This is a genomic window from Rhodococcus kronopolitis (assembly GCF_042654025.1).
Lineage (GTDB): Bacteria > Actinomycetota > Actinomycetes > Mycobacteriales > Mycobacteriaceae > Rhodococcus_G > Rhodococcus_G kronopolitis.
On the sequence record NZ_JBHSFO010000005.1, the window covers coordinates 25,149 to 51,377 of the forward strand.

At 69.0% G+C, this 26,229-nt stretch carries 30 protein-coding genes and 1 riboswitch; of the genes, 18 read left to right on the plus strand and 12 right to left on the minus strand.

Going from position 1 to position 26,229, the window contains the following annotated elements; translation table 11 throughout:
- Nucleotides 1-13: 13 nt before the first annotated feature.
- Nucleotides 14-958, minus strand: a complete 945-nt coding sequence (locus tag ACFO6S_RS11385; protein WP_378416996.1) for an ABC transporter ATP-binding protein — start codon at nucleotides 956-958, stop codon at nucleotides 14-16.
- On the minus strand, nucleotides 955-2,673 hold the full coding sequence (gene mptB / locus ACFO6S_RS11390; RefSeq protein ID WP_378416997.1) for a polyprenol phosphomannose-dependent alpha 1,6 mannosyltransferase MptB: 1,719 nt from the start codon (nucleotides 2,671-2,673) through the stop codon (nucleotides 955-957). The genes ACFO6S_RS11385 and mptB overlap by 4 nt, the downstream gene beginning before the upstream one ends.
- Nucleotides 2,674-2,777: 104 nt before the next feature.
- Here mptB and ACFO6S_RS11395 point away from each other — a divergent pair, with 104 nt between their 5' ends.
- The 7 genes from ACFO6S_RS11395 (at nucleotide 2,778) to ACFO6S_RS11425 (ending at nucleotide 9,340) form a co-directional block, all read left to right on the plus strand.
- Complete coding sequence (locus ACFO6S_RS11395) at nucleotides 2,778-3,542, plus strand: helix-turn-helix transcriptional regulator (RefSeq protein WP_378416999.1); 765 nt, start codon at nucleotides 2,778-2,780, stop codon at nucleotides 3,540-3,542.
- A gap of 77 nt (nucleotides 3,543-3,619) precedes the next feature.
- Nucleotides 3,620-5,074, plus strand: a complete 1,455-nt coding sequence (sufB, locus tag ACFO6S_RS11400) for a Fe-S cluster assembly protein SufB (RefSeq protein WP_378417001.1) — start codon at nucleotides 3,620-3,622, stop codon at nucleotides 5,072-5,074.
- Nucleotides 5,074-6,303 (plus strand): Fe-S cluster assembly protein SufD, encoded by a 1,230-nt coding sequence (gene sufD / locus ACFO6S_RS11405; protein ID WP_378417002.1) that lies wholly within the window; start codon nucleotides 5,074-5,076, stop codon nucleotides 6,301-6,303. The genes sufB and sufD overlap by 1 nt, the downstream gene beginning before the upstream one ends.
- Before the next feature lie 40 nt (nucleotides 6,304-6,343).
- Nucleotides 6,344-7,132, plus strand: a complete 789-nt coding sequence (sufC, locus tag ACFO6S_RS11410) for a Fe-S cluster assembly ATPase SufC (protein ID WP_378417003.1) — start codon at nucleotides 6,344-6,346, stop codon at nucleotides 7,130-7,132.
- Between the two features lie 5 nt (nucleotides 7,133-7,137).
- Entirely contained in the window at nucleotides 7,138-8,448 is a 1,311-nt protein-coding gene (locus ACFO6S_RS11415; protein ID WP_378417005.1) for a cysteine desulfurase, read from the plus strand.
- Between the two features lie 2 nt (nucleotides 8,449-8,450).
- A complete protein-coding gene (sufU, locus tag ACFO6S_RS11420) occupies nucleotides 8,451-8,945 on the plus strand; it encodes a Fe-S cluster assembly sulfur transfer protein SufU (RefSeq protein WP_378417007.1) in 495 nt (164 codons plus the stop codon).
- The gene (locus ACFO6S_RS11425; protein ID WP_378417008.1) at nucleotides 8,942-9,340 is read left to right on the plus strand and encodes a metal-sulfur cluster assembly factor; all 399 of its coding nucleotides are present in this window, start codon (nucleotides 8,942-8,944) and stop codon (nucleotides 9,338-9,340) included. The genes sufU and ACFO6S_RS11425 overlap by 4 nt, the downstream gene beginning before the upstream one ends.
- A 70-nt stretch (nucleotides 9,341-9,410) precedes the next feature.
- Here the strand turns inward: ACFO6S_RS11425 and ACFO6S_RS11430 are convergent, their stop codons facing one another.
- From ACFO6S_RS11430 to ku, 4 genes are all read right to left on the minus strand, one after another.
- Complete coding sequence (locus ACFO6S_RS11430; RefSeq protein ID WP_378417010.1) at nucleotides 9,411-9,764, minus strand: hypothetical protein; 354 nt, start codon at nucleotides 9,762-9,764, stop codon at nucleotides 9,411-9,413.
- A 276-nt stretch (nucleotides 9,765-10,040) separates the two neighbouring features.
- The gene (locus ACFO6S_RS11435) at nucleotides 10,041-10,991 is read right to left on the minus strand and encodes a permease prefix domain 1-containing protein (RefSeq protein WP_378417012.1); all 951 of its coding nucleotides are present in this window, start codon (nucleotides 10,989-10,991) and stop codon (nucleotides 10,041-10,043) included.
- Nucleotides 10,988-11,338 carry a PadR family transcriptional regulator gene (locus ACFO6S_RS11440; protein WP_378417013.1) on the minus strand — a complete coding sequence of 117 codons (351 nt, stop codon included), beginning with the start codon at nucleotides 11,336-11,338 and terminating at the stop codon, nucleotides 10,988-10,990. Before ACFO6S_RS11440 ends, ACFO6S_RS11435 begins: the two co-directional genes overlap by 4 nt.
- A 139-nt stretch (nucleotides 11,339-11,477) precedes the next feature.
- Complete coding sequence (ku, locus tag ACFO6S_RS11445) at nucleotides 11,478-12,377, minus strand: non-homologous end joining protein Ku (RefSeq protein WP_378417015.1); 900 nt, start codon at nucleotides 12,375-12,377, stop codon at nucleotides 11,478-11,480.
- A gap of 60 nt (nucleotides 12,378-12,437) precedes the next feature.
- Here ku and ligD point away from each other — a divergent pair, with 60 nt between their 5' ends.
- Nucleotides 12,438-14,330 (plus strand): non-homologous end-joining DNA ligase, encoded by a 1,893-nt coding sequence (gene ligD, locus ACFO6S_RS11450; protein WP_378417016.1) that lies wholly within the window; start codon nucleotides 12,438-12,440, stop codon nucleotides 14,328-14,330.
- A 19-nt stretch (nucleotides 14,331-14,349) separates the two neighbouring features.
- On the opposite strand, the gene ACFO6S_RS11455 is transcribed toward ligD, so the two are convergent.
- Complete coding sequence (locus ACFO6S_RS11455; RefSeq protein WP_378417018.1) at nucleotides 14,350-14,691, minus strand: YciI family protein; 342 nt, start codon at nucleotides 14,689-14,691, stop codon at nucleotides 14,350-14,352.
- A gap of 400 nt (nucleotides 14,692-15,091) precedes the next feature.
- Here ACFO6S_RS11455 and ACFO6S_RS11465 point away from each other — a divergent pair, with 400 nt between their 5' ends.
- The 5 genes from ACFO6S_RS11465 to ACFO6S_RS11485 all read left to right on the plus strand — a co-directional run bounded on the left by ACFO6S_RS11465 (nucleotide 15,092) and on the right by ACFO6S_RS11485 (nucleotide 17,642).
- Nucleotides 15,092-15,259, plus strand: a complete 168-nt coding sequence (locus tag ACFO6S_RS11465; protein ID WP_378417020.1) for a hypothetical protein — start codon at nucleotides 15,092-15,094, stop codon at nucleotides 15,257-15,259.
- On the plus strand, nucleotides 15,252-15,680 hold the full coding sequence (locus tag ACFO6S_RS11470; protein ID WP_378417021.1) for a PaaI family thioesterase: 429 nt from the start codon (nucleotides 15,252-15,254) through the stop codon (nucleotides 15,678-15,680). Before ACFO6S_RS11465 ends, ACFO6S_RS11470 begins: the two co-directional genes overlap by 8 nt.
- Before the next feature lie 73 nt (nucleotides 15,681-15,753).
- Nucleotides 15,754-16,161 (plus strand): MarR family winged helix-turn-helix transcriptional regulator, encoded by a 408-nt coding sequence (locus tag ACFO6S_RS11475; protein ID WP_378417022.1) that lies wholly within the window; start codon nucleotides 15,754-15,756, stop codon nucleotides 16,159-16,161.
- Nucleotides 16,162-16,325: 164 nt separating this feature from the next.
- A complete protein-coding gene (locus ACFO6S_RS11480; RefSeq protein ID WP_378417024.1) occupies nucleotides 16,326-17,135 on the plus strand; it encodes a metal-dependent hydrolase in 810 nt (269 codons plus the stop codon).
- Between the two features lie 261 nt (nucleotides 17,136-17,396).
- Nucleotides 17,397-17,642: a hypothetical protein gene (locus tag ACFO6S_RS11485; protein ID WP_378417026.1), complete on the plus strand. Its 246-nt coding sequence runs from the start codon at nucleotides 17,397-17,399 to the stop codon at nucleotides 17,640-17,642.
- 160 nt (nucleotides 17,643-17,802) lie between these two features.
- On the opposite strand, the gene ACFO6S_RS11490 is transcribed toward ACFO6S_RS11485, so the two are convergent.
- Nucleotides 17,803-18,981, minus strand: coding sequence for an SGNH/GDSL hydrolase family protein (locus tag ACFO6S_RS11490; RefSeq protein ID WP_378417028.1), 1,179 nt, complete (start codon nucleotides 18,979-18,981; stop codon nucleotides 17,803-17,805).
- Between the two features lie 140 nt (nucleotides 18,982-19,121).
- Here ACFO6S_RS11490 and ACFO6S_RS11495 point away from each other — a divergent pair, with 140 nt between their 5' ends.
- A complete protein-coding gene (locus ACFO6S_RS11495) occupies nucleotides 19,122-19,715 on the plus strand; it encodes a TetR/AcrR family transcriptional regulator (RefSeq protein WP_378417029.1) in 594 nt (197 codons plus the stop codon).
- A gap of 91 nt (nucleotides 19,716-19,806) precedes the next feature.
- A riboswitch (ZMP/ZTP riboswitch) is annotated at nucleotides 19,807-19,882 on the plus strand.
- Between the two features lie 24 nt (nucleotides 19,883-19,906).
- Nucleotides 19,907-21,061: a phosphoribosylaminoimidazolecarboxamide formyltransferase gene (locus ACFO6S_RS11500; RefSeq protein WP_378417031.1), complete on the plus strand. Its 1,155-nt coding sequence runs from the start codon at nucleotides 19,907-19,909 to the stop codon at nucleotides 21,059-21,061.
- Between the two features lie 76 nt (nucleotides 21,062-21,137).
- On the opposite strand, the gene ACFO6S_RS11505 is transcribed toward ACFO6S_RS11500, so the two are convergent.
- Nucleotides 21,138-21,272 (minus strand): hypothetical protein, encoded by a 135-nt coding sequence (locus tag ACFO6S_RS11505; protein WP_378417033.1) that lies wholly within the window; start codon nucleotides 21,270-21,272, stop codon nucleotides 21,138-21,140.
- Nucleotides 21,273-21,460: 188 nt separating this feature from the next.
- On the opposite strand from ACFO6S_RS11505, the gene ACFO6S_RS11510 reads away from it, so the two are divergent.
- Both ACFO6S_RS11510 and ACFO6S_RS11515 read left to right on the plus strand, forming a co-directional pair.
- Nucleotides 21,461-21,733: a hypothetical protein gene (locus ACFO6S_RS11510; protein ID WP_378417035.1), complete on the plus strand. Its 273-nt coding sequence runs from the start codon at nucleotides 21,461-21,463 to the stop codon at nucleotides 21,731-21,733.
- Nucleotides 21,734-21,871: 138 nt separating this feature from the next.
- On the plus strand, nucleotides 21,872-22,495 hold the full coding sequence (locus ACFO6S_RS11515) for a maleylpyruvate isomerase family mycothiol-dependent enzyme (RefSeq protein ID WP_378417037.1): 624 nt from the start codon (nucleotides 21,872-21,874) through the stop codon (nucleotides 22,493-22,495).
- 83 nt (nucleotides 22,496-22,578) lie between these two features.
- Here the strand turns inward: ACFO6S_RS11515 and ACFO6S_RS11520 are convergent, their stop codons facing one another.
- The gene (locus ACFO6S_RS11520) at nucleotides 22,579-24,024 is read right to left on the minus strand and encodes a carotenoid oxygenase family protein (protein ID WP_378417040.1); all 1,446 of its coding nucleotides are present in this window, start codon (nucleotides 24,022-24,024) and stop codon (nucleotides 22,579-22,581) included.
- 167 nt (nucleotides 24,025-24,191) lie between these two features.
- Nucleotides 24,192-24,803 carry a PaaI family thioesterase gene (locus tag ACFO6S_RS11525; protein ID WP_378417042.1) on the minus strand — a complete coding sequence of 204 codons (612 nt, stop codon included), beginning with the start codon at nucleotides 24,801-24,803 and terminating at the stop codon, nucleotides 24,192-24,194.
- Nucleotides 24,804-24,906: 103 nt separating this feature from the next.
- On the opposite strand from ACFO6S_RS11525, the gene ACFO6S_RS11530 reads away from it, so the two are divergent.
- Nucleotides 24,907-25,275, plus strand: coding sequence for a SpoIIAA family protein (locus tag ACFO6S_RS11530; RefSeq protein WP_378417043.1), 369 nt, complete (start codon nucleotides 24,907-24,909; stop codon nucleotides 25,273-25,275).
- A 28-nt stretch (nucleotides 25,276-25,303) separates the two neighbouring features.
- Here ACFO6S_RS11530 and ACFO6S_RS11535 read toward each other — a convergent pair whose 3' ends face one another.
- Entirely contained in the window at nucleotides 25,304-26,227 is a 924-nt protein-coding gene (locus ACFO6S_RS11535) for a 3-methyladenine DNA glycosylase (RefSeq protein WP_378417045.1), read from the minus strand.
- Nucleotides 26,228-26,229 lie beyond the last annotated feature (2 nt).

Genomic DNA, 26,229 nt, shown 5'->3' on the forward strand with positions numbered 1-26,229 from the left:
GTGCTTGTCGTCGTCATCCGCGCACTTCCCGGCCGGTGAGGTCGAGGAAGACGTCCTCGAGACGCCGCTGGTCCACCTGCAGCTCGGTCGCCAGCACGTCCATCTCCGCGCACCAGGTGGTGACGGCGACCAGGGTGGCCGGCTCGATGGTGCCCTCGACGACGTAGGAACCAGGGGAGACCTCGCGGGGGGTGTAGCCCGCGGGCAGCGCGGCGTGCAGTCCGCCGAGGTCCAGGTGCTCGGGCGCGGTGAAGCGCAGGTGCCCGTCGGCGCCGTGCCGGGTCAGCTCGCTGGGGGTGCCCTCCGCGACGATCCGGCCGTTGTCGACGATCACCAGCCGGTCGGCGAGCGCCTCGGCCTCGTCCATCAGGTGCGTGGTGAGCAGGACGGCGACGCCGTCGCGGCGCAGCGCGTCGATCAGCTCCCACACCATCAGCCGGGCCTGGGCGTCGAGGCCCGCGGTCGGCTCGTCCAGGAACACCAGCTCGGGGCGGCTGACCAGCGCGCACGCCAGCGCGAGTCGCTGCTGCTGGCCGCCGGAGAGCCGCCGGTAGGGGGTGCGCGCGGCGTCGGTCAGCCCGAGGGTGCGCAGCAGCCAGTCCGGGTCGAGCGGATCGGCGGAGTAGGAGGCGACGAGGCGGAGCATCTCGCCGGCCTTGGACCCGGGGTACGCGCCGCCGCCCTGCAGCATGACGCCGATCCGGGCGCGGACCTGGCCGGAGTCTGCGACGGGGTCGAGGCCGAAGACGCGGACGGTGCCGCGGTCGGGGGCGGTGAAGCCCTCGCACATCTCGACGGTGGTGGTCTTGCCGGCGCCGTTCGGGCCGAGCAGGGCCAGCACCTGGCCGCGGTCCAGGGACAGCGACAGGCCGTCGACGGCGGTCACGTCGCCGAAGGTTTTCACCACGCCGTCGAGGCTGAGTACGGGGTGCGCCGAGGCGGACGTCGGGGAGCTCACGGGGTCTCAGCGTAGGCGGCGGGGCCGCGGTCACCGTCCGGTGCCCCGTCCCTGACCCGCCAGGGCAGCCGGTTCCGGGTGAGGAAGATGAGGAGGCCGACGATCGCGATCGTCGACACCGCGGCCTGCACGATGATGAACGGCTGGTACTCACCGCCGTTGGGCATCACCATCAGGCTGACCACCGAGGAGAAGACGATGGCAGGCACCCGGAACGCCCGACGGGTCGCCCAGGCGGCCAGCGGGATCACGGCCCACAGCAGGTACCAGGGCTGCACGACCGGGAACAGCAGCACCAGCACGGCGAGGGAGACGCCGAGCGCGCCGACTGGGTGCACCCGCCCGGCCAGGACCGCGATCAGCATCCGCAGCGCGACGAACGCGGCCGCCAGCGAGGCGATCGGGCGGGTCAGGCTCAGCACCGCGGTGGTGTGGTCGCCGAGCCCGAGGAACACCCCGGCCAGGCCGGTGCCGAGTCCGAGCAGGGTGGGCAGGGACATCCAGCTGCGGACCTCGTTGGCGGTGCCGAGGGTGTCCGGGGAGAGCCAGCCGAAGCCAAGGCCACTGGCCAGGCTGACGGCCAGCACCACCGCGACGGTCACCGCGAGCAGCAACGCGGCGGACTTCGCCACCGAGCGCAGGGTGCCGCCCCAGCGCCGGGCCAGCGCCATCCCGAGGAACCCGAGCGCGAGCAGCGACGGGATCTTCACCGTCGCGGACAGCGCGATCAGCGCCACGCCCGCCAGCAGGTACCACAGCGTTCGACCCCGGATCGGGTCGGCGGACTCCACCGCACGCAGCGCGATCTCCATGCCGGCGAGCATCAGGCCGAGCATCAGGGCCTCGTTGTGGATGCCCGCGACCAGGTGGAACAGCAGCAGCGGGTTGGCCGCGCCGAGCCACAGCGCGGTCACGCCTGCGACCCCGCAGCGGCGGGCCAGGCGGGGCAGCGCCCAGACGATCAGCGCGACCCCGGCGAGGGCCAACAGCCGGTGCACGAAGATGCCGGCGACGATGTTCTCGCCGGTCAGCCAGGTGATGCCCTTGCCGAACCAGAGGAACAGCGGGCCGTACGGGGCCGGGGTGTCCCGCCAGATGTTCGGCACCGTGCGGGTCAGGACGTGGTCGACGCCGAGGGCCTGCTGCGGCCCGATCCCGTACGGGTCGAGGCCTCGCGCGGCGATCTCGCTCTGGGCGAGGTAGGAGTAGACGTCCTTGCTGAACATCGGCGGCGCGATGGCCAGCGGCACCACCCACATCAGCAGGGTGCGGTCGAGCTGGGAGCGGGTCAGCCGGCGCGGCACCGTGCCGCCGCGGAAGCTGCCGACGGCGAACCGCCCGAGCAGCAGCCAGGCCAACACCACCATCACCGCGCCGGTGATGGCGATGGTCAGCGCGACGCTGGGCATCCGGGCGGGCAGGCCGAGCACCCGCAGCCCCTGTACGGGGTTCTGCAGCACCGGCTGCGCGCCTGCGCCGAGCGCGCCGAGGGCCATCAGCAGGGCGCCGGTGGCGCCGAAGCGTCGGACACCGGAGAGCTGGGCGGTCTCGCGTGGGTTGAGCCCGGGGGCTTCGGGCTCGTCGCCGTGCAGGTGCGAGACCACGAAACTCTCGCTGGGCCCGTCCAGGCCGAGCGCCCGCCGGGCGAGTGCCGTGGCCCGGTGAGTGAGTCTGGGGCCGGGCGGGTTCTCCGGTGAGGCGTCGGTCCTGGGCACGGATGGCAGCCTAGCGGTGCATTCCGGCACCGGATCCGCCCGCGGCGGTGTAATGCAGGGCACCCTTGGTGGACCGGGCCGATCAATTCCGTCACACTGGTGTTGTGAAATCGGCATCGGCGCAGGACACGCGAGGCGTATGGGCAGGTCATGAACCTGTTCCGGCGTCGGGTGCTGCCGTGCCGAACCTGACCGCAGGCCCGCTCGAGGGTCAGACCCGCGCGGCCGTCGTGCAGGTGCTGCTCCAGCGTGGCCCCGTCACCGCTCCGGAGATCGGCGCGGAACTGGGCCTGAGCGCGGCCGGGGTGCGTCGTCACCTCGACGCGTTGATCGAGGCAGGCGAGGCGCGTTCGGCGCGCGCGGCGAGTTGGCAGCACAAGGGCCGGGGACGGCCCGCCAAGCAGTTCCAGCTCACCTCGACGGGCCGCTCGCGGCTGGGGCACTCGTACGACGACCTGGCGGGCGCGGCGATGCGTCAGCTCCGCGAGGTCGGCGGCGACGCCGCGATCACCGAGTTCGCCCGGCGCCGGGTGCAGACGATCGTCGCGGACATCGACCCGGTGGCCCATCCGACCGTCGACGAGATCGAGCACACCGCGGATGCGATCGCCGACGCCTTCACCACGGCCGGCTTCGCCGCGACCACCAGGCCGGTGGGCAACGGCGTGCAGATCTGCCAGCACCACTGCCCGGTCTCACACGTCGCCGCGGAGTTCCCCGAGCTGTGCGAGGCGGAGGCGCAGGCGTTTGCCGAGCTGCTCGGCACCCACGTGCAGCGGCTGGCGACCATCGCGAACGGGGACTGCGCCTGCACCACCCACGTGCCGCTGGTGCCGCCCACGGCGCCACCACCACCCGACTCCGACTGAGACAAGCCGAACCACGTCAATCCGCCGGTGCCCAGTTTCAAGTACCGGTACGCAACAAGACTCCGGAAGGAGCTCGCATGACCGTCACCCAAGACCAGGCGTCCGGCGCCGAGCAGCAGGCCAGCCTGACCCAGGACGAGGCCATCGCATCGCTCGGCCACTACGGCTACGGCTGGTCCGACTCGGACGTCGCCGGCGCCAGCGCGCAGCGCGGCCTGTCCGAGGCCGTCGTGCGGGACATCTCTGCGAAGAAGAGCGAGCCCGAGTGGATGCTCGACATCCGGCTCAAGGCGCTCGCCACCTTCGACAAGAAGCCGATGCCGAACTGGGGCTCGAACCTCGAGGGCATCCACTTCGACAACATCAAGTACTTCGTGCGGTCCAGCGAGAAGCAGGCGGAGTCCTGGGAGGACCTGCCCGAGGACATCAAGAACACCTACGACCGGCTTGGCATCCCGGAGGCGGAGAAGCAGCGCCTGGTCGCCGGCGTCGCCGCGCAGTACGAGTCCGAGGTCGTCTACCACTCGATCCGCGAGGACCTCGAGCAGCAGGGCGTCATCTTCCTGGACACCGACACCGGGCTCAAGCAGCACCCGGAGCTGTTCAAGGAGTACTTCGGTTCCGTCATCCCCGCCGGTGACAACAAGTTCTCCGCGCTGAACACCGCCGTGTGGTCGGGCGGCTCGTTCATCTACGTGCCGCCGGGCGTGCACGTCGACATCCCGCTGCAGGCCTACTTCCGGATCAACACCGAGAACATGGGCCAGTTCGAGCGGACCCTGATCATCGTCGACGAGGGCGCCTCCGTGCACTACGTCGAGGGCTGCACCGCGCCGATCTACAAGTCGGACTCGCTGCACTCCGCGGTGGTCGAGATCATCGTGAAGAAGGGCGGCCACTGCCGCTACACGACCATCCAGAACTGGTCGAACAACGTCTACAACCTCGTCACCAAGCGCACCAAGGTGGACGCGGGCGGCTCCATGGAGTGGATCGACGGCAACATCGGTTCCAAGGTCACCATGAAGTACCCGGCCGTGTGGCTGATGGGCGAGCACGCCCGCGGCGAGGTCCTCTCCGTGGCGTTCTCCGGCGAGGGCCAGCACCAGGACACCGGCGCGAAGATGCTGCACCTGGCGCCGTACACCTCCTCGACGATCGTCAGCAAGTCGGTGGCCCGCGGCGGCGGCCGCGCGTCCTACCGCGGTCTGGTGCAGATCAACAAGGGCGCGCACGGCTCGAAGGCGACCGTCAAGTGCGACGCGCTGCTGGTCGACCAGATCAGCCGCTCGGACACCTACCCCTACGTGGACATCCGCGAGGACGACGTCTCCGTCGGCCACGAGGCCACCGTCTCGAAGGTCAGCGAAGACCAGCTGTTCTACCTGATGAGCCGCGGCCTCACCGAGGACGAGGCCATGGCGATGGTGGTGCGCGGCTTCGTCGAGCCCATCGCCAAGGAGCTCCCGATGGAGTACGCCCTCGAGCTCAACCGACTGATCGAACTGCAGATGGAAGGGGCCGTGGGTTAGTGAGCACGCCAGAGACTGGTGTACAGAACCTCGGAGTGATGGGCGCGGTCGCCGGGGAGAACCCCGGCGCCGTGCGAACCGAGACCGGATCGCCGATCGAGAACAAGGGCGAGGCATTCACCTCGTTCGACGTCAACGCCTTCGAGGTCCCCGCGGGCCGCGACGAGGTGTGGCGTTTCACCCCGCTGCGCCGACTGCGCGGGCTGCACAACGGCACCGCCGTCCGTTCCGGGGCGGCCACCGTCGAGGTGCAGGCCGGTGACGGCGTGACCGTGGAGACCGTCGGCCGCGACGACCCGCGCCTCGGTCAGGCCGGCGTTCCCGCCGACCGCGTTGCGGCGCAGGCGTTCTCGGGCTTCGAGACCGCCACCGTGGTCACCGTTGCCAAGGAGCACGAGGTCGCCGACGCGGTGAACATCGTGGTGACCGGCCCCGGCGTCGACCAGGTGGCCTTCGGTCACCTGCAGGTGCGCCTGGAGGCCTTCTCCAAGGCCACCGTCGTGCTGGACCAGCGCGGCAGCGGCACCTTCGCCGAGAACGTCGAGTTCCTGCTCGGCGACAGCGCGAAGCTGACCGTCGTCGCGGTGCAGGACTGGGCCGACGACGCCGTGCACACCGCCGCGCACCACTGCCGGCTCGGACGCGACGCGGTGCTCCGCTACACCTCGGTGAGCCTGGGCGGCGACGTGGTCCGGCTGACCCCGACCGTCAAGTACGACGGCCCCGGCGGCGACGCCGAGCTGCTCGGTCTCTACTTCGCCGACGCCGGCCAGTTCTTCGAGCAGCGCCTGCTGGTGGACCACTCGCAGCCGCACTGCAAGTCGAACGTCGTCTACAAGGGCGCGCTGCAGGGCGACCCGCACTCCGGCAAGCCGGACGCGCACACCGTGTGGGTCGGCGACGTGCTGATCCGCGCCGCGGCCGAGGGCACCGACACCTTCGAGCTCAACCGCAACCTGGTGCTCACCGACGGCGCCCGCGCCGACTCGGTGCCGAACCTGGAGATCGAGACCGGCGAGATCGTCGGTGCCGGGCACGCCAGTGCCACCGGACGTTTCGACGACGAGCAGCTGTTCTACCTGCGCTCGCGGGGCATCCCGGAGGACCAGGCCCGACGCCTGGTGGTCCGTGGCTTCTTCCACGAGATCATCAACCGCATCGCCGTTCCCGAGGTGCGCGAGCGCCTCGAAGCCGCCATCGAGGTCGAGCTCGCCGCGGTCGGCGTCTGAGTTCGCCGCCGCCACCACACTTCTCAAAGGAAATAGCTGAATGACTACCGCTGAAAACTCGGTCCTGGAAATTCGCGACCTGCACGTCGACGTCGCCACCACCGACGAGAACGCCGAGCCGATCCACATCCTCAAGGGCGTGAACCTCACGATCCGCTCGGGGGAGACGCACGCGATCATGGGCCCGAACGGCTCCGGCAAGTCCACCCTGTCCTACGCCATCGCCGGCCACCCCAAGTACACGGTGACCTCCGGTTCCATCACGCTCAACGGCGAGGACGTCCTCGCGATGAGCGTCGACGAGCGGGCGCGCGCCGGCCTGTTCCTGGCCATGCAGTACCCCGTCGAGGTGCCCGGCGTCTCGATGTCGAACTTCCTGCGCACCGCCGCGACCTCGGTCCGTGGCGAGGCCCCCAAGCTTCGGCACTGGGTCAAGGAGGTCAAGGAGGCGATGACCGAGCTCGAGATCGATCCGACCTTCGGTGAGCGGAGCGTCAACGAGGGCTTCTCCGGCGGCGAGAAGAAGCGCCACGAGATCCTGCAGCTGGGCCTGCTCAAGCCGAAGATCGCGATCCTCGACGAGACCGACTCCGGCCTCGACGTCGACGCGCTGCGCGTGGTCTCCGAGGGCGTCAACCGCTACAAGGAGCGCGAGCACGGCGGCGTCCTGCTGATCACGCACTACACCCGCATCCTGCGCTACATCACCCCCGAGTTCGTGCACGTGTTCGTCGGTGGCCAGATCGTCGAGTCCGGCGGCGCCGAGCTCGCCGACGAGCTCGAGGCGAACGGCTACGTGCGGTTCACCCAGGCAGCAGCGGGGGCGTAACCACCATGACGGCGACGGTGAGGCAACTCGACATCACCAGGATCCGGGGGGACTTCCCGATCCTGGCCCGCACGGTGCGGGACGGAAAACCGTTGGTGTACCTGGACTCCGGTGCGACCTCGCAGCGGCCGGTCCAGGTGCTCGACGCCGAGCGCGAGTTCCTCACCACCTGCAACGCGGCGGTACACCGGGGCGCGCACCAGCTGGCCGAGGAGGCCACCGACGCCTACGAGGACGCGCGGACGGCGATCGCCGCGTTCGTCGGCGCCGACGCGGACGAGCTGGCGTTCACCAAGAACGCGACCGAGGCCCTGAACCTGGTCACGTACGTGTTCGGTGACGAGCGCTTCGACCGGCACGTCGGGCCGGGCGACGAGATCGTGATCACCGAGCTCGAGCACCACGCGAACCTGGTGCCGTGGCAGGAGCTGGCCCGGCGCACCGGTGCCACCCTGCGCTGGTACGGGGTGACCGACGACGGCCGCATCGACCTGGACTCGCTCGAGCTCACCGACAAGGTGAAGGTCGTCGCGTTCACCCACCAGTCCAACGTGACCGGTGCGGTGGCGCCGGTCGAGGAGCTGGTGCGGCGGGCGCGGGCCGTCGGCGCGCTGGTGGTGCTCGACGCCTGCCAGTCGGTGCCGCACATGCCGATCGACTTCCACGCGCTAGACGTCGACTTCGCGGCGTTCTCCGGTCACAAGATGCTCGGGCCGTCCGGCGTCGGCGTGCTCTACGGCAAGCGGGCGCTGCTCGCCGCCATGCCGCCGTTCATCACCGGCGGGTCGATGATCGAGACGGTCACCATGGAGGCGACCACCTACGCGGCGCCGCCGCAGCGGTTCGAGGCAGGCGTCCCGATGACCTCGCAGGTCGTCGCGCTCGGCGCGGCCGTGCGCTACCTCGACGAGCTGGGCATGGACGCGGTTGCCGCGCACGAGCACGAGCTCACGGTGCTGGCGCTCGAGCAGCTCTCGGCGATCGACGGGGTCCGGATCGTCGGCCCGGCGACCGGCGAGGACCGCGGCGGGGCGGTCTCGTTCCTGGTCGACGGCATCCACGCCCACGACCTGGGGCAGATCCTCGACGACGAGGGCATCGCGATCCGCGTCGGGCACCACTGCGCGTGGCCGCTGCACCGGCGTCTCGGCATCGCCGCGACGGCGCGCGCGTCCTTCGCGGTCTACAACACCGCCGACGAGGTGTACGCGCTGGCCGCGGGCATCCGGCGTGCACAGGAGTTCTTCGGTGTCAGTGTCGCGGCGCAGCCCGTCGTGGACGAGCCGGAGACCGGATCGATCGACGGGGCGTCGTAGCCATGCGGATGGAGCAGATGTACCAGGAAGTGATCCTGGACCACTACAAGCACCCTCACGGCCGCGGGCTGCGGGAGCCGTTCGGCGCCGAGGTGCACCACGTCAATCCGACCTGCGGTGACGAGATCACCCTGCGGGTGGCGCTCACCGACGACGGTCGGGTGGCCGACATCTCGTACGACGGCCAGGGCTGCTCGATCAGTCAGGCCTCGACGTCGGTGCTCACCGACCAGGTGGTGGGCATGGCGGTCGTCGACGCGTTCGCCACCGTCGACGCGTTCGCCGAGATGCTCGGCAGCCGCGGTGCGATCGAGGGCGACGAGGACGTGCTCGGCGACGGCATCGCGTTCGCAGGCGTCTCGAAGTACCCGGCTCGCGTCAAGTGCGCGCTGCTCGGATGGATGGCGTTCAAGGACGCCGTTGTTCAGATAGTCGACAGCACCGAAAACCTCGCCGGTACCGCAGTGCCGGCTCAGACCGGAGGACACGCATCATGACCGACATCCAGGCCGCGGAGACGCCGGCCGACGAGACCCCGGTGGCCGAGGCGCCCGCTGCCCCGAAGACCCCCGAGCAGGAGCTGTTCCTCGCCGACCTCGAGGAGGCGATGCGTGACGTGGTGGACCCCGAACTGGGCATCAACGTCGTCGACCTCGGCCTGGTCTACGGCATCTCCGTCGACGACGAGAACATCGCGACGCTGGACATGACCCTGACCTCGGCGGCGTGCCCGCTGACCGACGTGATCGAGGAGCAGGCGCGCGGCGCGCTGGTCAAGAGCGGTCTGGTCGAGGACCTCAAGCTCAACTGGGTCTGGCTGCCGCCGTGGGGCCCGGACAAGATCACCGAGGACGGCCGCGAGCAGCTGCGCGCGCTCGGCTTCACCGTCTGACCGAACGTGACAGAGAAGGCGCCAGACCCGAGTGATCGGGTCTGGCGCCTTTGTCATGTGGTCGTGCGGATCAGTTGACGCGCACCGTGCCGGTGCAGGACGTGGTCGGGATGCTCCACAGCGCGTTCCGGTTGACCGCACTCCTGGTGATCTCGACGTCGCCTGCACCGCTGTCGAGGCGGAGGTTGACGGAGCTGCCCATGCCGATCGGCGTGGTCGCGGTGAGGGTGCCCGACGCCCCGGTGGTCTTGTTGTGCCAGTCGAGGCGGGTGTCCGACAGGTACGGCGGGGCGAAGAACCAGAGGCTCGACACGTCGGCGAGGGTGACCGTGCCGGTGCCCGGCCCGTCCTGATAGAAGAATGCCCGGCTGGCGATGTAGGGCTGGTCGACGATGTACGGGCTCAGCCCGAAGCACGTGCTCATGGGTACAACCTGTGTCTCGGCCGCCGCCGACCCGGCGCCCGCGACGAGGCCCCCCGCGATTGCGGCCGTTACCACCGCCGTGGTCGCAACGCGTCGAAAGGTGTTGCCGTTCTTGCGCATAATCTCCCCTTGTCTGGTGAAACCTGTCGTTCCCGATCATGTCGATGTCCCGAGCCGATGTGGGGTGTCGACACACGCGTATCGAAAGAAACCGACAATTCGTTACGTGTTGCCGGAATTGCCTGCATCCCGTACTGGAAGTGATCCTGGACAGGGTCAGCCGACCCGGCGGCGGGCCTTCGTCCAGCCCTCGCCGATCTCCCAGACGGCCGCCAGCACGGCGACGACGATCACCGCCTGGTTGAACAGCTGCAGTGCGCCGGCGCCGTCGTCGCGGAAGGCCGCGTCGAAGTACGCGGGCTCGAGCAGCATGTCGTGGCTGGCCAGCCAGACGACGGGGACGGTGAACAGCACGCTGAGCAGGGTGTTCACCGCGGCGAGCGGGACCGTCCAGCGGCCGACGGCGAACTTCACGATCTCGAGCGCGATCTCGAGTACCAGCACGGTGAGAAGGGCGGGCAGCCAGAACGCCCAGAGGTCGGGGTCGAGCACCGGTATCGGGTCCCCGTCGACGTCCTGGTACGCCGAGAACCCGCGCTGCAGGAAGGGTGCGACGACGAGGAAGACGAGGAGTGCGACCGAGGAGACCGTGTCGAGGAGTGACACGGGGCCGGTCCGGTCGATCTCGGGCAGCCTGTCGACCGACCATTCTCCGGCAAGGTGCCTTGTTCGACGGCCGTGGCGCTCGAGCCCGGCGAAGACCAGGGTCGTCCAGAACGCGATCTGCAGCGCCACCACCGCGGTGGTCGAGACGCCCTCCCAGATCGCGTTGCCCGCCGGCTCGCCGTCGACGATGTCGAGTGCCATCAGGACGAGGCCGAGGACGGGCGCAATCCACAGCAGACCCTTGAGCAGTCGCCACCAGTCGAGGTAGAGGTCGGGGCCGATCAGGTACAGCGGCCGACCGGCGTATCCGGCCGCGAGACGATCGGGGTCTCCGAGGTCGGTGAGCACCGCCGCCTCGGCCTCGGCGGGATCGGTTCCGGCCGCGATCCGGGCGTCGATCGCATCGGCGATCGAGCCGCGAAGCTCGCGGTCGATGTCGTCGCGCGTGTCCGCGGGGACGCTGCGAAGTGTCGTGGCGACGTAGCGGTCGGTGAACGTCATGGCGTGCCCTTCCTGGTGGCGGTGTCGATGGCCTGCATGCTGCGATCGAGAGCGGTCCACTCGTCGCGGAGCAGCGCGGCGAGTTCCTCGCCGGCTTCGGAGGTTCGGTAGAACTTGCGCGGACGCACCTCGTCGGTGTTCCACTCGCTCACCAGCAGCCCCTGTTTCTCGAGTCGGCGCAGCAGCGGGTACAGCGTGTTGGCTTCGACCGCGATACCGGCACCGGACAGTGCCTCGATCAGGCCGTAGCCGTATCCCGGCGTGCGCAGCATCAGAAGGCTCGCCACCACGACGGAACCTCGCCGCACCTCCTGGCTGTGGCTGGCAACAAGCTCGGGATCGACCATTCATGTCACGATAATGTGTGACACACACTATTGCAACGGGCGTGTATCTACTGGTCAAGGAATCGGTAGCATTCGCGCCGCCGCGCCGCGCCGCTCATCCGGGGACCGGGGCGGTCGCGATGACTGCAGGGGAGGCGACTCAGCCGGCCTTCCTGGCGGCCGCCTTCTTCTCCGGTGACTTCTTGGCGGGGGCCTTCTTGGCCGCCGCCTGCTTCGTCGGTTCGGCGTCGGCGGATTCACCCGTCTCGGCGTCCTTGCCCGACTTCGCGGCGTCGACACTGCGCTGCAGGGCCGCGACCAGGTCCACCACCTCCGCGTCGGTGCCGTGCGAGGCCGCGGCCGGCGCGCTGACCTTCTCCCCGCCGTTGGCGATCGCCTCGTCGAGCAGCTTCTGCAGCTGGATCTGGTACTCGTCGGTGTACTTCGACGGTTCGAACTCGTCGGACATCGACTCGACCAGCATGGTGGCCATCGCCAGTTCCTTCTCGGATGGCGCCGAGACGTCCTCGAGGCTGGGGAACTCCGCGGCCCGCACCTCGTCGGGCCACAGCAGCGTCTGGATCACCAGGACGCCGTCGCGCACCCGTAACGCCGCCAGCCTGGTGCGCTGACGCAGGGTGAAGTGCACCAGCGCGGTCCGGTCGCTGTCGGTGAGCGTGGCGGCCAGCAGCTGGTAGGCCTTCGGGGAGGCGGAGTCCGGCTCGAGGTAGTAGCTCTTGTCGAGCAGGATCGGGTCGATCTGCTCCGACGGAACGAACTGCAACACCGGGATCTCGTGTTTCTCCGCGGCGGGCAGCTTGTCGAAGTCGTCGTCGGTGAGGATCACCTGGACGCCGTCGTCGGAGGTGTAGGCCTTGTCGATGTCGGCGAACTGGATCACCTGGCCGCACTCGGAGCAGACGCGGTTGTACTTGATCCGCCCGCCGTCCTTGCCGTGGACCTGGTGGAACCTGATGTCGTGGTCCTCGGTCGCGGTGTAGACCTTCACCGGGACGTTCACCAGACCGAACGCGATGGAGCCTTTCCAAATTGACCGCATGGATCCATGATGGTCCAGACTGTGGGATCAGGCCAGGCGAGCAGACCCGGGCGGCGGTAGATGGAGCATGACGTCGAGGTGGTGGTCGATGGCCGACGCGTGTCCCTGACCAACCTGGACAAGGTCCTGTACCCGGACTCCGGCACCACCAAGGCGGAGGTACTGCAGTACTTCACCGAGGTCGGGCCGCTGATGCTGCCACTGCTGGCGGGCCGCCCGGTGACCAGGAAGAGGTGGCCCGACGGCACCGGGGCCGCGCCGTTCTTCCAGAAGAACGTCGACGCCGCCACCCCGGCCTGGGTGCCACGCACGGTGATGAAGCACTCGGCGAAGACCATCACCTACCCGCTCGTCGACGGGCTCGCCTCGCTGGTGTACTTCGCGCAGATGGGCTCGCTCGAGTTCCACGTCCCGCAGTGGTGCTTCGACGCGTCCGGACAGCCGCGGGACCCGGACCGGCTGGTCATCGACCTGGATCCGGGGCCGGGCGTGGGCCTCGACGACTGCGCGGAGGTCGCGCTGCGGGTCCGCGAACGGCTCGCCGCGCGCGGCCTGGACGCGCTGCCGGTCACCAGCGGCAGCAAGGGAATCCACCTCTACGCCGGGCTCGGGCGCGGCTGGCCGGCGCCGCGGTGCGTGGAGGTGGCGAAGGAGATCGCCGTCGAACTCGAGCGCGAGACGCCGAAGTCGGTGACCTCGAGGATGACCCGGGCCGAGCGGGACGGGAAGGTGTTCGTGGACTGGAGCCAGAACTCGGCCTCGAAGACCACCGTGTCGCCGTACTCGTTGCGGGGCACGGCGTTGCCGACCGTCGCCGCGCCGCGGACCTGGGACGAGCTGACCCGGTCGGGGCTGCGGCAGCTCGACTTCCGGGAACTGCTCGCGCGCGTCGACGCAGGCGCGGCCGTCGCGACGGTGCCGCAGCCACGCACGCCGGAAGCGCCCGCTCGGCGGCGGGGTGCGGCGTCGGACGCGTCACCGATGCTGGCGACGGCCGCCACTCCGGAGGAGTTCGGGCCCCGCGCGGACCAGGACCAGTGGGCGTTCGAGTTCAAACTCGACGGCATCCGGGCGCTGGTCGAATTCGACCACGACCCCCGGTCGGGAGGGTCGACCGTGCGACTGGTGAGCCGCAACGGGGTGGACCTGACGCCCGGGTACCCCGAACTGCTCGCCGTACCCGAAGGGCTGCAGGGACATTCGGGGACACTGGACGGCGAGATCGTGGCGTTCGGCGAGGACGGCGCACCCAGCTTCGGGCGCCTGCAGCGACGGATGGGGTTGACCAGGCCGGGGGAGGTGCGCGCCGCCGCGCAGCGGGATCCGGTGGTGCTGCTGATCTTCGACGTGCTGCAACTGGACGGAACCTCGCTGCGGACCAAGACCTACCGGGACCGGCGCACCGTCCTCGACGCGATCCGGCTCGGCGCCGACGAGCGGTGGCGGGTGCCGCCGCTGGCGCCGCCGGATCTCGGTGAGGCATTGGCGAGCAGCCGGGCGCAGCGGATGGAGGGCGTGGTGGCCAAGCGCTGGGACTCCACCTACCGGTCCGGCCGGTCGTCGGCGTGGCTCAAGCTCAAGCACGTCCACGAGCGCGAGGTGGTGATCGGCGGCTGGCAACCGGGGGAGGGTGGCCGGTCCGGCGGCATCGGATCGCTGCTGGTGGGGGTGCCCGACGGCGGCGCGCTGCGCTACCTCGGCCGGGTGGGCAGCGGGCTCACCGGCGCGGAGCTGACGCGGTTGAGTTCCTCGGTCCGCGAGTTGTCCGCGGACAGTTCGCCGTTCGGGGACTCCGTGCCGGCCGCGGACGCCCGGACCGCGCACTGGGTCCGGCCGGAACTCGTCGCGGAGGTGCGGTACTCGGAGTTGACCGGGGACGGGCGGCTGCGGCATCCGGTGTGGCGCGGGTTGCGGCCGGACAAGGGGCCCGACGAGGTCGCGCACGAGTGGTGACGGGTTCGGGTCGAACCTGTCAGCTGGCGGGGTCGTACCCGAACGCGCGCACCTCCTGCGCGCACCTGCAGGCAGTCGCGAACTTCGCGGCCCACTCCACCGCCGCCTCGTGGGAGGGCAACTCCAGCACCGCGTAGCCGCCCTCGAGCTGCCGCGTCTGCGGGTACGTGCCCTCGGTGACCGTCCCGTCCCCGTCGACCATGACCGGCGGAACGCTCTCGTCGATGCCACCGCCGAACACCCAGACCCCGGCGGCCTTCGCCTGCTCCACCACCGCGTGCGAGGCATCCGACACTGCCTGCAGGTCCTCGTCGTGAAGGACCATGGCACCGCTCGGGAACGAGATCAGGTACTTCGTCATCGCGTCGACTCCTTCTGCCTGTTTGTCCGGATCGGGATTCATCCTGCCCTGAGCCGCGACGTCGGTGCCGGGTTCGGCACGGGTCGCGCGCGGGTTGCGACGGGGCCGGTGACCGTCCTCTCCCTGATGAGACCGCGCTCCATTGGTTTGTCCCTTGCGATTGGATCCGTTTCACTTTGATCGAGACCATCGCGGAGCTCGAGCAGCGCGGCGTCGCCTTCCGGTCCGGACCGAATCCATCGACACCTCGACCGGTGGCGGCAAGCTGATCTTCCACATCTTCGGTGCCCTCGCAGACTTCTCAGCCATCTCGACACGCCGGATCGACGACCTCCACCATTTGGTGGCTGCTGCCTGATGCAGTAGATGCCGGTGACCATAGGGAAGCCGGTGTGACGCAGTGTTTGACCCGGAAGACTTCGCGGTTGCCGAAAATGTTCAAAGGAGCCTTCTGGACGGTGCAGACAACCACCATGCATTGGCGTTGGCGGAAGGCGTGCTCGCACTGTTCCGGAACAATATCGATGATAGCTTGACCAACGATCAGGGGGCGGAAACTCATGCTTGACATGTCGGAATTTGCGAATGCGATATTTTATTCTCAGCCATTCAGTAACTTCCTCGGCGCTGAGCTGGATCAGGTCGGGAAGGACAGTGCTCAGATATCGGTCGCTATACGGGAAGAACTGCGACAGCAGCACGGATTTGCACATGGTGGCGTGATCAGTTATCTCGCCGACAATAGTTTGACCTTCGCAGGTGGGCTTGCGCTCGGTGGTGACGCGTTGACTGCGGAGTTCAAGATCAACTACGTCAGACCGGCTCGGGGTAAAAGGCTGATCGCCCGGGCGAGCACGTTGTCGGCTGGCTCGCGACAAGCGGTTTGCCAAAGCTTGATCTATTCCGTGAACGATGACGGGGTCGAATCACTGTGCGCAGCGGCTCTGGGAACAATCGTCGCCGCCCCTGCCAATCCGGCGCGTGAATGATGGGCTGGATCGCCCTGCAATTTCGCGGTTCTCGACTGTCGGACGCGACAAGACTGCCCTGACCGACATCATCATGCGGACGTTCGCGCTCAACGGGGCGTTCCTGCGGGCGTCGGAGCACATCGCGCCGCCCGCAGGCCCGACGCCGACCCGGTGGCAGGTGCTCGGCGCGGTGCTGCACGACCCGCTCACGGTGTCCGGGATCGCCCGGGCGATGGGGATCACGCGGCAGAGCGTCCAGCGCACCGCCGACGTGCTCGTCGACGAGAGGCTCGCGGAGCACCTGCCCAATCCCGCGTACCAGCGCGCGACGCTGGTCCGGCCCACCGAGTCGCAACGGGCGGCGATCCGCCAGATGACCGCGGCGCAGCACACCTTCACCAACCGGATCTCGGCGCACTTCACCGAGGAGGAGCTGGCGCGGACGCCTCAGGTGATGAACAGGCTTGTCGCGGTGCTGGACTCGGACGAGCGGGTCTGACGACCCCCGGCCCGGGCCGCGTCGGTCGGCCGAGGGAGTAGCGAACGCGCTTGGCGCAAAACATCGTTCACTCGGCGTCCGAACGCATGTGCGTGCGAGGGTGTCGGTGGGGGTTGCTAGGTTTGAGGTCCTCCAGTCGACCTCCCCGAAAGGCCTTCGCTCTCATGGTGATGGGTCCCACCCATGCTGTTTCCGGTGCAGTAGCCGGCCTCGTCGTCGCGGAGTTCCTGCCGCCCGAGTGGGGTGGGCCGACCTCGACTGCCGAGGTCTTCACCTTCGCCGCGGTGTGTGCGGGCGCCGCCCTGCTGCCGGATCTCGACACCACCCAGTCGACGGTGGCGAGGTCGTTCGGCCCGGCCAGCAAGGTGCTCGCGGGCGGGATCGACGAGGGCTCGCTCTGGTTCTACCGGCTCACCCGCGGGCGCCGGGATCCCAAGCGCCGCGGCGGCCACCGAACCCTCACGCACACCGCACTGTTCGCGATCGCCGTGGCGTTCGGGGTCTCGGCGCTGGTGGTGCAGTTCGGCCGGCCCGCGATCGTCGGCACGCTGTTCGTCACCCTCGGGCTGGCGCTGCGCGGCCTGGCCGGCGGCTGGGCGGCCCGCAGCGGGTGGCTGGTGGTCACCGTGCTCGCGGCCGTGCTCGCGATGCTGTTCTGGAGCTGGTACCCCGACGAGGTCGGGTCGCGGGCACTCGGCGTCGCGGTGGGTCTCGGCTGTGCCGTGCACTGCCTCGGCGACGCCATCACCAAGGAGGGCGTCCCGTTCCTGGCGCCGTTCGTGCCCTGGCGCGGGCGTCGCTGGTGGGAGCTGCGCCTGCCGTCGATGCTGTCGATTCGGGCCGGCGGCGCGTTCGAGAAGGCCGTCCTGGGGCCGGTGCTCACCCTGGTCGCGGCGGGCATGGTGCTGTGGGCGGTAGAGGGCGTGCCGGAGGCCGTCACCGCCGCGTTGACGGAGATCCGCGCCCTCGGCTGAGTTCTGCCGCCGCGCCGGTGAGTGATCGGGGACGACGGGGCGGGACATGTCGGCCAATCGGGGCACGGGCGTGACCCCCACCTGCGATGGTGGACTCCGACGGGGTTCTGGGTGACCGGAGGGGAGAAAACGGTGCAGGTACGTCGTGCGGTAGTGGGGCTGGCGGTCTCAGGCCTTGCGCTTGCGGTGGTGGGGTGCGGTAGCGGGAGCCATGAGGTCGCCGCTGGTTCGGGCGTCGCTGCGGCGGCGGAAGCCTACGCCGTGCCCGACCGGGTGGTCGTGCACCGACCGGGCTTCATCGACACCGACATCACTCCTGCCGACGTCCCAGTCTGGCCGGGACCGCACCCATCCGAGTTCCTCGAGCCCAGCCCGCCGTCGGGGGAGAGCGGAGAGGTCGTCGGCGAACAGGCCGGGGCCGTGTACCTGGCGGCGCTCGGTAATCCGGACGGGCACTGGAACGTGGGCGGGACGGTGCAGTGGCTGGTCGTCGAGCCACTTCCGTGACGGTTCTTCGCTCAGGGCAGCGTCCCTTCGCGAGCCCCGAGGCCCATCCGCACGCCGAGAACTGTGGGTCGCGGCCCGGGACGCCTGCCGATGATCCCGACAGTCGGGTGCGCGGTGGGAAGGCCGCCACAGGGAACGCAGGAAAGTTCGAGGTTGGTTTCTAGGCCGACGCGAAAGCCCCGCTGCCGGTGAAGGCGTGCTTGCCGAAGCGTTCCCCGATCAGTTGGTGAGTGGCGGCATCGGGGTGGAGTTGGTCGGGAAGCGGATACTGCTCGTGGTCCGACTCGCCGTAGAGGTCGCAGCCGTCGAGGTAGTGCAGGTACGGGTCGTCCTGGGACCGCTGGGCGACGATGCGGGTCAACTCATCTCGGATTGTGCGGAGCGTGAGTTTTCCTGCAGCCCGGTCTGCGGGATCACCCGTTGCGATGAACCGAAGCTCCCCGTTGCGCAGCGCATCCATGTCGAACGCGCCGGGGCCCGGGGTGTCTTCGTGGATCGGGCAGAAGATTGGCGAGACGACCAGCAACGGCGTGTCGGGGTGGCCGTCACGGATGGTGTCGAGGAAACCGTGCACGGCCGGGCCGAACGCGCGCATGCGCATCAGATCGGTGTTGGCCAGGTTGATCCCGATCTTGACGCTGATCAGGTCGGCTGTGGTGTCGCGGAGCGTGCGGGCGGTGAACTGGTCGAGCAGGGCGCTGCCGCCCAATCCGAGGTTGATCAGTTCCACGTTGCCGTGGGACGCGGCGAGTGCTGGCCAGGTGGTGGATGGGCTTGCCGCGTTGGAGCCGTGGCTGATCGAGCTGCCGTGATGCAGCCACACCCGGCGGCCCTCATCTGGTATCGGCTCGATCGGGGCGTCCGCGCGCAGGGCGACGAGTTCCGTCGTTTCGTTGTGCGGCAGCCAGATCTCAACCCTCTTCAGGTCGGAGATCAGGCCCTCGAACCGTACTGTTCCTGCAGGTCCGGATTGATGTTGCGCAGCTCCGGTGGACAGGTCGACGATCACGGTGTTGCCGCCCGTCGCGCTCTCCTGGGCGACCAGTCGGCCGTCCACAAGGAGGTCGTACACGCCTGTCGGGCGTGGCGGTGCGCCCAGATAGCTCCGTCTGGTGGGCAATGTGTCCAGTTCGATGGCGGTGGCGCGTGTCCGGAACACCAGGCGAACCCCGGAGGGCTGGGCTTCTGCCATCGCCAGTTGCCCGTCCGTGCATTGCGCGCGTGCACGCTCTGGTAGTCGATGTGGCAGCAGGCCATGTTCGGTGCGCTCGAGTTCGAGGGCGCCGAACACCAGATCGCGGGAGAGAGGCGTGGTTGTCCACTGGTTCTGACTGTGCATGAGTTCTCACCTGGTAGATCGAGTATTGGATGTCGTGACGCCGACGGGCCGCACCGTTCCTGTGTGCGACAGTTCGCTACAGGATATAGTAAAATGCCTATACCGTATAGGCAAATTGCTAGAGGTGAAGGAACTAAGGCATGGCGCGTGCAGGACTGACCGCAGAGCGACTGACGCGGGCAGCCGCGGAACTCGCCGACGATGTCGGTTTCGAGCAGGTGACGGTCTCGGCGGTCGCGCGACTGTTCGACGTCAAGGGCGCCAGCATCTACTCCCACCTCAAGAGTTCACAGGACCTCAAGACTCGAATCGCGTTACTCGCGCTCGACGAGATGGCAGACCGAGCCGCAGAAGCGGTTGCCGGCCGCGCGGGACGCGGCGCGTTGGTTGCCTTCGGCGATGCGTACCGCGACTACGCCCGAGCTCATCCCGGCCGGTATGAGGCAGCCCGCATGCCGCTGGACGCAGACACCGCAGCCTCGAGCGCCGGCCCACGCCATGCGCAGATGATGCAGGCGATCCTCCGCGGTTACCGCATCGCAGAAGCTGAGCAGGTGCACGCGATTCGGCTGATGGGAAGCGTGTTTCACGGCTATGCCAGTCTGGAGTCCAGTGGCGCCTTCAGTCACAGCTCCCCGGATTCGCAGGAATCCTGGATACGAACCCTGGACGCCCTGGACACTCTGCTGGCCAACTGGCCCACGGAGAACCCAGCGCGAGTGCCTCATGGATGATGGAACCCGGCCACAGTGGTGATCAGCCACGGGCGCGGATGGCCGGCGCGGAGACAGTTGAACCAGTGTCGTCGGGCTCCCGTGCTAGCGTCGCGCGTATCGCGACTGGCGTCAGTGGGACACCACAAGGAAGCGAATTCGGAGCGTCGTACGCCTGGGTGCTCCTCAGTTGACTACTGGGGAGCATCAGCATGGATCTGCGTTACGGGATGAACCCGCATCAGCGCGCCCGCCTCACTTCATCCGAGACATCACCGATTCGGGTTGTTCACGGATCGCCGTCGATGATCAACTACCTCGACGCGCTGAACGGCTGGCAGTTGGTTCGAGAGGCCGCAGCGGTCACGGGAGCCCCGGTGGCGACCTCGTTCAAACACGTGTCACCGGCCGGCGCTGCCGTCACCGGTGATCTCGACGAGACCATGCGCCGCGCTTGGGATCTGGGCGAAGGTGAGATCGGTCCGGTCACCGCTGCCTACGTCCGCGCGCGGGACATCGACCCGAAGTCGTCGTTCGGGGATTTCATTGCGGTGTCCGAGCCGGTAGACCACGAGTTGGCGGACCTGTTGGCACGCGTCGTCTCCGACGGAATCATCGCACCGGGGTTCGCGCCGGGCACGGTGGAGATGCTGTCGCGAAAGAAGCGCGGCACGTTCCTCGTTCTCGAGGCCGACGCGTCCTACGAGCCACAGGAATGGGAACGCCGCGAGGTGTTCGGCATGGTGCTCGAGCAGGAGCGTGATCGGCTGCCGATCGCGGCGGACCTGCTGCGCGTGGTGCACGGATCCGAGCCCGGCCCGGACGCCGTCCGCGACGCGCTGCTGGGCATGGTCACCCTGCGCTACACGCAGTCCAACTCGGTGGCCTACGTGAAGGACGGCATGACGATCGGCATCGGGGCCGGCCAACAGTCCCGAATCGACTGCACTCGCCTCGCGGGTACGAAGGCGGGCATCTGGTGGCTGCGCCGCCTGCCGGCCATCCGGGCGATGACATTCACGGCGACGGTGTCTCGGCAGGAACGGCTGAACTGGCAGGTGCGCCTCGCCGAGGACGCCCTGACCGAATCCCAACGGACTGCGCTCGCTGCTCAGGTGGTCTCTGCCTCGCAGATCGTGGACGTGGACGGCGCTGACCGAAGTGGATGGCTCGATCGACTCGCGGGAGCGATCCTCGTCTCCGACGGATACATCCCGTTCCGCGACAACATCGACCACGCCGGCGGGCTCGGGGTGCGCTACGTCGTCGAGCCCGGCGGTTCCAACCGGTCCGGTGAGATCGTGGAGGCATGCCGCGAGCTGGGATTGACCCTTGTCCACACCGGAACGCGGTTGTTCCACCATTGACGAGCCGACGTTGCGTCCGGTCGAGAAAGCGACCAGCCGGGTAGGGCGATCGACGTACCCGGCTGGTTCGACCTCGTCAGGGGGTCATGACGAACATGCCGTGCGCGTTCCGGCGCTCGATCTGTCGATGGGCGTGTGCAGCGCTGTCGAACCCGATCACCGTGTCGATGATCGGGGCGATGTCGCCGGTGGCTGCCAGTTCGAGGGCCACTGCTCGATTCGATGCGACCCGGGCAAGTCAGGTCGGCCCGCCGCATCCCGTGAGGGTGAGCCCTCGGGTGAGGAGGTCGAACGGAGCGATGGCGGCGGGCGCACTGCTGAGCATTCCGTAGTGCAGCATTCGGGCCACTCGGCCCCGGTGCGCCGGCGGGTGAACGGCTGCTGGCGTACTTCGACGCCATGACGGACCTGGTCGTCGCCAACATCGGGCTGGTCGTGGCGTACGACACCGCCACGGACGATCCACACACGGATGAGATCCATGCCTTCTGGTACGGGCACATCACAGAACTGCTGTCAGAGGCGCGACCGGATGACGATGCCGAGCGGCTGGCCCGACTCCTGCTCGGAACCCTCGGCGGCGACCTGGTGCTTCACCTGATCCAGTCGGGGCAGGCCGCGCGACTGAAGGCCGCCATCCGTCAACTCGTCGACTCCGTTCTCCGTTGCTGAACCCGACAGGTGTCGGGGGCGTCAAGCGTCGTCACCGGTGGAGCAGCGGGTCGGCTGCTTGTACACGGCGCGGCTGCGGCGGAGGGTTGTGACCGAGCGATAGCCTCGGGCCGACCGTACGTCGACGAGGGGGTTGTGGTGGCGGAGTTCGAGCAGGATCGGGATCTGTTGATCCGGCTGTGGCGGATGTGGGCGAAGCGCGCCGCGGAGCTGTCCGACGCGCAGTGGACGGTTGCAACGCGGCTTCCGGGGTGGACCGTCCGCGATGTCTACGTGCACGTCACCCCGGACGTGCTGATCGCGATGCTGGCCGCGCCGTCCGCCGACGGTGACGCGAAGATCACCAGTGCAGCGGAGATGCTCCGCGTCTTCAATGCCGACCCGGCCGCAGCGGAGCCGATGCACGCGCAGCTCGCCGAGATGGTTCGCCAGCTGGCCGCCGACGTCGACCGCGAGAGCATCGTCGAGCGTTTCGAGTCCGAACTGCCCGATGCCTTCGAGCGGCTCACGGGCCTGAGCCGGGAGACTGTGATTCCGCATCCGATCCTGGAGTCCGTCTCGCTCGGCGCCTTCCTCGACATGGCGATCCTGGAGGCGACGGTCCACTGGCTCGACGTGGTCGACGCCGTCGGCGGTGACGAGCCGGAACTGATGGCGCTCGAGCGGGCGCGGGACGTCCTCGCCGCGGTGCCCGATCCGCTCGCGTTCGTCGAGGCGGCGTCGGGGCGGTCGACCGGCGCGGTCCTGCCGGTGATGCGGTGAGGGCTGTCGTCCTGCGAGGGGTCGGCAGCGCCTGCGTCGACGAGACCGTTGGACGCGGGACGGTGTGCTGCGCAGCGGATTTCTCAGTGCGGTTGCTGGATCCAGTTGCCGTGGAAGCCGGCGGGCACGCGTTGAGGTAGGCGAACGGCGGCAACGTCCTCGAGGCTCTGGGCGTCGAGTATCCGCAGTTCCGTGACGGATTCGGCCAGGTCGGTGACCAACCCCATCACGATGCCGTCGCCCTCCGGCGCAGCGGGGGAGGACGGGACGAAGCTGAACTCACCGACCGCCGAGTGGTTCCCGAAGTCGCGACGTGCCGCGACACCGGCAGCGGCGTCCGTGCGGAGCAGTTGGTGTTCCCCGGAGACGTCGTCGGTGCCGCCTACCGCCCAGCCGTACCGGAAGGTGCTGGTGGCGCGGCGCTCGTCGATTCGGGGAAACTCCATGTGTTCGTCGGCGAGGCGGTCACGCCGGAGGGATCCGGTCACCAGGTCGATACGCCACCGTTCCAGCCTGGGCTGCCCCTCCGTGGGCCCGAGGGGGTCGGCGTCGAACACCCTCTCGTGAACCACCAGGTCGACCACCAGTTCGCGATCGTCGTTGTGGGCGTTCATGGGGTGGAACACGTAACAGGGGCGGCCGAGGTCAGTCCAGGTCACCGCCGCGGGGTTGGACGTGGACCGGGGCAGCAGGCCGACGCGTGCCGAATAGTCGGGATTCCATCGATACGGGAAGCGCCCGGCAGGAATTCGCGGTACCCGATTCAGGATCATCGGAGGAATGCGAACCCTGCCGACGATCGAGCTCAGCGCCAACTGGGCGAGGGGACGCAGTGGCCTGGGTACACCTACGTGCGTCGCGGACCGAGGGTCGAAGGTGACGGGCAGGTCGTACAGGACGACATAGTCCCGCGTGAGGGAGAACGCATGCATCATCGGACTGCCCTGGACCGGAATGGCCATCTTGCATCGAAGGCGTCCGTCGGGACCGATCACGGTGTACTGCACGGTGTTCCCGCGCCCGAAGTGGTAGGAAACCGCATGAAGTTCACCGGTCTCCGGATCGAGCACCGGATGGCCGGTGTAGCCCCCTCTCACGGTTCCGCCGAAGTCGCAGACGTCGACGGTCTCGAGGTCGTCCGACAACTCCGCGCAGGCGGTCCCTCCTTCGACCAGAGCCAGTGTTCGGCCCGAGAACCCGATGACGTTCGTGTTCGCAGACGGACCGTGCAGCGCCGACCGTCCCCGTTCGTCCGGGGACGTCCGGTCGAGCAGCCTCGACGTCACCTCCGAGTCGACCCAGCGATTGCGATACCAGAGGGCGTCACCGTCACACAGTCGGATGCCGTGAACCATCCCGTCCCCGGTGAACCAGTTGTATTCCTCGGGTGCGACGTCCGCGACCGGGTTGGGCCCGATCCGGAGGTACCGTCCGTCGAGCCAGTCGGGGATCACGCCCCGAACGTCGAGATTGAGTTCGACCAGTTCCCGCCGGACCGGGGCGAACCGATCCGCGACGAAGCTCCCCATGTCTGCCTCCCCCTTGCGCGCGTGGACCTGGATTGTTCCAGAGGCGCACGTATTTGGGCTGCGGATTGCACGGCTCGCCGGGCGCCAGGGAGTGTCCGACGACCCCGGCCCGGGAACTTCCGACGGATGGTGATCGCTCGCGGTCCGGCCTCGAACGGTCAGCGGGGCTACTCGGTGGCCGGGCCGATGAAGATTCCCTCCGCCTCGATGGTCACGCCGCCGGCGTCCGAGAGCGTGCCGACGACGATGGTCTTGCGGCCCTCGTTCCGGTCGATACGGGCCTCGGCGCGCAGCGGGCCCAGCGGGGTGCCGCGGCGGTACCGCAGCGTGAGAGTTCCGGTGAAGCGTGGTTCGACGGAGCTGGCCGTGGTGCCGAGCAGGTGATCGAGCACCAGCGCGCAGATCCCGCCGTGCACCAGGCCCGGCGGGCCCTCGTAGGCGGCGCCGAGGGCGACCTCGGTCCAGTGCAGCCCGGTGTCGTCCGACTCGATGAGCAGCGGCGGCGCGATGGCGTTGCGCAGGCCCATCCCCGCGTTGCCCCAGGCGAAGGACTCGCCGTCGGCGGTGAAGCGCATCCCGAACCCGCCGTCGATCTGCTTGGCGCGCAGCTTCTCCGTCGCGGCGGCGACGGTGGCGTGCACCTCGCGGATGGTCTCGTCGTCCACCTCGGTGCGGATGGTGGCGTCGACGAGTTCACGGACCGCCGCGGTCAGGGGGCCGTACAGCGCCCGGCGCCGGTTGAGCTCGTCGGTGTCGATGTCTTCTCGGGTGAACTTCACCCAGCGATCGTGAATGATTCGGACCGGCTTTCGCCGAGATTCGATTGATCAACACGTTGTGCTCCGCGACACATCGAGGTGTCAGGTGTGCGACGGTGGACCCATGATCGAAGCCATCGCGAAGCTGCCCGACGGCACCCTGGGATTCCGGGCGACCGGCACCGTGACCGCGGAGGACTACCGCGACGTCCTCGACCCGGCGATCGACGCGAAGATCGCCGCCGACGAGAAGGTCAACCTGGTCTACGTCCTCGGCGACGACCTCAGTGGCTACACCGCGGGCGCGCTCTGGCAGGACGCCGAACTCGAGAGCCGACCCCGGCGCAGCTGGGGCCGCATCGGTCTGGTCACCGATCACGAGTGGATCGGCAAGGCGATGCACCTGGTCCGCTTCCTGATGCCCTGTGAGGTGCGGTCCTTCGCCCTCGCCGACGAGTCCGCGGCGATCGAATGGGTCTCGCAGGGGCACTGACCGGGAGCGATCGCCGCGACTCCTCGCGTCAGGGCAGGTCCAGCAGCGCCCGGCAGCGCCCCAGCAGTTCCGCGCGCAACGGCGCCGCACGCTCCGCCAGCGCCGACTGCGCCCGCACGTACTCCGCCCGGCCTGCGGCGGACTCGATCGGCACCGGCTCGTAGCCCAGCGCCCCCAGGTCGTACGGGCTGGCCCGCATGTCGAGTTCGCGTGCGGCGCCGGCCAGTTCGAAGCAGCGCACCAGCAGGTCCGAGTCGACCAGCGGCAGCAGCTTGCCCGCCCACTTGTAGAGGTCCATGCCGGCATGCAGACAGCCCGGCTGCTCGCGGTCGGCCTGGTCCTCGCGTCGCAGCGCGATCTCGTTGCGCGGCGCCGCGTCGTCGGTGAAGAAGCGGAACGCGTCGAAGTGGGTGCAGCGCAGGTTCATCGACTCGACCACCGCGTCGGTGCCGGACGCCCCGAGCCGCAGCGGCGTCCCGGAGTGCCGGACCGCCTCGTCGCCGCCGCGGTAGACCATCGCCCACTCGTGCAGCCCGAAGCAGCCCAGCTGGGCCGGCCGCGCCGCGGTCGACTCCAGCAGCCGGGCGGTGAACTCGAGCATCGAACGTCGCTGCCCGAGCACCGCCGGGTTCACCTCCGCGGCAGGCGGTCCCTCGCCCCCGGCCCGCCGGTACCCGGAGAACTCCCAGTAGTCGCGGGCGGCGTCGCCCTCGAGCCGGACCCCGAACCCGGGGTGCCAGCGCCGCAGCTGCGACGGCCGCAGGCTGTAGTAGGTGAACAGGAAGTCCAGCACCGGGTGCTTCTCGCCGCGCGCCTGACGCGCGACGTGCGGACCGACCAGCGCGTCCACCCGTTCCCGGTGCGCGTCCCGGCGGGCGGTCCACTCGTCCTGCGCGAGTACGAGCGGACCGCCCGGGACGACGTCGTCCCGGGCGGTCGCGGTCTCCGTCACGG